This window comes from Streptomyces katrae (assembly GCF_000966975.1).
Taxonomy (GTDB): Bacteria; Actinomycetota; Actinomycetes; order Streptomycetales; family Streptomycetaceae; genus Streptomyces; species Streptomyces katrae.
Genome location: NZ_JZWV01000353.1, coordinates 1 through 2,873, shown reverse-complemented (window position 1 = coordinate 2,873; position 2,873 = coordinate 1). Strand labels below are relative to the sequence as shown.

At 70.2% G+C, this 2,873-nt stretch carries 3 protein-coding genes and 1 pseudogene; 1 reads left to right on the top strand and 3 read right to left on the bottom strand.

The genetic code is table 11. The features are described 5' to 3' along the window. Positions 1-505 (top strand): annotated as a pseudogene (locus VR44_RS13765) (hypothetical protein); the annotation flags it as partial. 21 nt (positions 506-526) lie between these two features. Here VR44_RS13765 and VR44_RS13760 read toward each other — a convergent pair. The 3 genes from VR44_RS13760 to VR44_RS13750 all read right to left on the bottom strand — a co-directional run. Then, positions 527-1,030, bottom strand: a complete 504-nt coding sequence (locus VR44_RS13760) for a hypothetical protein (RefSeq protein ID WP_052713598.1) — start codon at positions 1,028-1,030, stop codon at positions 527-529. 87 nt (positions 1,031-1,117) lie between these two features. After that, positions 1,118-1,639, bottom strand: a complete 522-nt coding sequence (locus tag VR44_RS13755; protein ID WP_045947761.1) for a hypothetical protein — start codon at positions 1,637-1,639, stop codon at positions 1,118-1,120. Between the two features lie 132 nt (positions 1,640-1,771). Further along, a partial coding sequence (locus VR44_RS13750; RefSeq protein ID WP_045947760.1) for an alpha-L-arabinofuranosidase B occupies positions 1,772-2,873 on the bottom strand: 1,102 nt, incomplete at its 5' end.

Sequence of the window (2,873 nt, the reverse complement as noted above, 5' to 3'; positions counted from 1 at the left end):
GGGTGACACCTGTCCTGACAACAGCCTGATCACCCCCGAGGGGCTGCGGCTGATCGACTTCGAGGCGGCCTGTTACCAGTCGGTCTTCCTGACGGCCGCGTACTGCCGGATGCCGTTCTCGAGCTGCTGGTGCGTCTTCGCCCTTCCGGCCGGGATGGCCGCGGAGATCGAGCAGGCGTACCGGGAGGAAGTCGTCGGCGTGTACCCGGCCCTGGCCGAGGACGAGGTGTGGCAGGCCGGCATGCGGCAGGCCACGGCGGTCTGGACGGTGGACGCGACGGTCCGTCTGCTGCCCCGCGTCATGGAGGACGGTCCGCTCCATCCGACACGGCGCCCGGCCCCCACCAGGCGCCAGGTGCTCAGGCACCGCTGGGAGACGGCGAGCGGACTGGAGGAGTACCCGGCTCTCGCGGAGACGATGCGGTCGCTGTTGCGGGAGGTGGCCGGTACCTGGGAGGTGGCTCCGCTGCCGCCGTACCCGGCGTTCGCCAACCGCGGCCGGTGAGTCCTCCTCCCGGGCACCGGTCTACCGGCGTGTCGCGTGCATCTCCTGGAACAACTCGAACTCACCGTCCGGCGGGGCGCTGAAACCCTGCCAGTGGAAGGAGGCCGGCGTGACGTCGGTGAAGGTCCAACGGGAGCGCGTCCCCTCGGAGTCCACGCCTTCCTGGATCATGCCGCCCGCACCGTCGGACCGGCCGGTCTGAGCGAAATACGAGGGAAGCTTCGGCGAGATCCACGTGATCCGCCAGAGCCCGGTGGTGACGTCGTACATGCGGACGGTGGTGCCGGGGAACCGGTCGTGGAACTCCGGGCAGAACAGCACGTCCTGCACCGCGCGCCCGCCGAGCACCCAGCCGAAGCGCCATTCACCGGCCGCGGTACGCCACTTCCCCCCACTGGAGCGGTACCGGTTGCTGATGTCCCAGGTCCCGACCAGCCGGCCGTAGAGCATCATCGCTTCCGCGTGGTCCGGGTCCGGACCGTCCGCGGACAGCAGCTCCAGCATCGACTGGGACGGCTTCGTCATCAGGGCCTCGGACCTTCTGCTCGGGGAGTCCGTCACGGACGTGACCGGTCCGGAACCTACGCAGGGGTTTCGGCACGGTCAACCTCTTTACGGGCGTTGTGTTCCGCCGGGGTGCGCGACGCCCGGGCGCCACCCGAAGTGGCCCGAGAAGCAGGTCAGATCGCTGACGCTGACCAGTCCGAGGCCCTCGGGATCGATCCCGGAACCGGACAGGACCAGTTCCATGGCCCCGGCCCGTCCCCGCGCGACCCAGCAGCGGCGTCCGCTGTCGCGCCAGAGTTCGCACCCCACGGGCTTCCCGTCCGCGGTCACGGTGACGGGTTCGGGGGCGGGCAGGCTGGTCCAGGGGGCCTGGTCGATGTGGAAGTAGTCCTCGAAGCCCCGTCGCAGTGCCTCCTCCGCCTCCGGGTTGCCGGAGGAGGCGCTGCAGACCGTGACATGCTCGACCTCGGGGTCGAAGTGCGGAGATCCGTACCACAGGTACACATGGGCGTCGCCGCTGAGCCGGCTGTGGCCGTGCCCCGTGACCTGCCGGGACTGCGGCCAGTCGGCGGCGACCCCGAAGGCGGTGAAGCCTTCGGGCGCGCCGGGTATGCCGTGCTCGTTCATGGGACCTCCCTGGTGCTCCAACGGACTTCAGCCGCTCGGTGCGCGGCCTGGCCTGCCGTGGAGTGGCCGTGCACGTTCTGGATCCTAGGGCCCGGCACTGACAGTCCCCGGGTGGGCGGTCCGGCGGGGCGGTCAGCTCCAGGGCTGCTGGACCAGCCAGCTGGTGTCGGCGGCCCAGCTGGTGGCGCTGTCCCAGCTGTTGCTGCCGCCGTCGCTCGCTATGTAGCCGGTGTAGGCGTAGTGGCGCAGGTACTTCGCCGGATAGTTGACCGACCGGAAGGAGGACCCCTGGCCGCTGTTGCCCGGGGTGGGGCAGAAGGTGGCGTCCTGGGCGAACGTTCCTCCGCCGTCATCGGCGTTCAGGTAGAGCTGGAAGTTGCGGTGGCGCAGGAACCGGCCGGGCGCGTCGGCGGACTCGAAGGAGAGGCAGGAGGTGTCGGACAGGCCGGCGCGGACGGTCCAGGTCGCCGCGGACTTGGCAGCGGCGGGGCTGGAGGAGTCGAGGGTGGAGAGGACGACCTGGGCATCGGTGTCGTCGTGGCGGAGGTAGCCGGTGGTGCAGCAGGAGGTGGTGGCCCGCAGGGAGATCCGGGAGCCCGGCGTGAGCGAGCCGGGCGTGCCGGTGGGGGCGCTGCTGTAGCCCGCCGCGGCGATGTTCGCCTGGACAGCGTTCTCGGTGGCGTCGGAGGGGTAGCCCGAGGTCATCACGCCCTCGTAGAAGGTGCCGGCGCTGCCGTTGCTGTTGTCACCGCCGATGCCCAGGATGATCGCGCCCTGCTTCCTCATCGGGTTGTAGCCGGGGACGTTGGGGCGCACACCGCTGTAGTAGGTCGACAGGCTGCCCGCCTGGGCGTTGCCGCCGCGGATGGCCCACTGGTTGGGGCCGCCCTTGACGATGGCCGTCTGGAACCGGTTGGCGACGCTCGGATCGTTGGCGTTGTAGCCCCGGTTCACGCCGGAGAACAGGCCGTTCTCCAGGTCGGCCATGACCCAGGGCCCGGTGCCGGTGCCGTAGCCCCAGCCCTTGTTGTCTCCGAAGTAGATGGCTTCCATGGTGCCGTTGCCGTCGTCGTTGCCGGTGGTCTCGGCGTTTCCGTAGTCGAAGCAGCAGCCGCTGTTGTAGTGCGTGCCGTCCAGCACCGCGTACATGCCCTCCGGCTGGTCGCCGGTCGCGATGCCCGTGGTGTGGTTGTTCCGGTAGCCGGTGCCGGGGGCCACGTAGACGCCGTACGCC

Coding starts and splice junctions, on each gene's coding strand:
- VR44_RS13755 (WP_045947761.1), bottom strand. CDS start 1,639: ATGAACGAGCACGGCATACCCGGCGCGCCCGAAGGCTTCACCGCCTTC.
- VR44_RS13760 (WP_052713598.1), bottom strand. CDS start 1,030: ATGACGAAGCCGTCCCAGTCGATGCTGGAGCTGCTGTCCGCGGACGGT.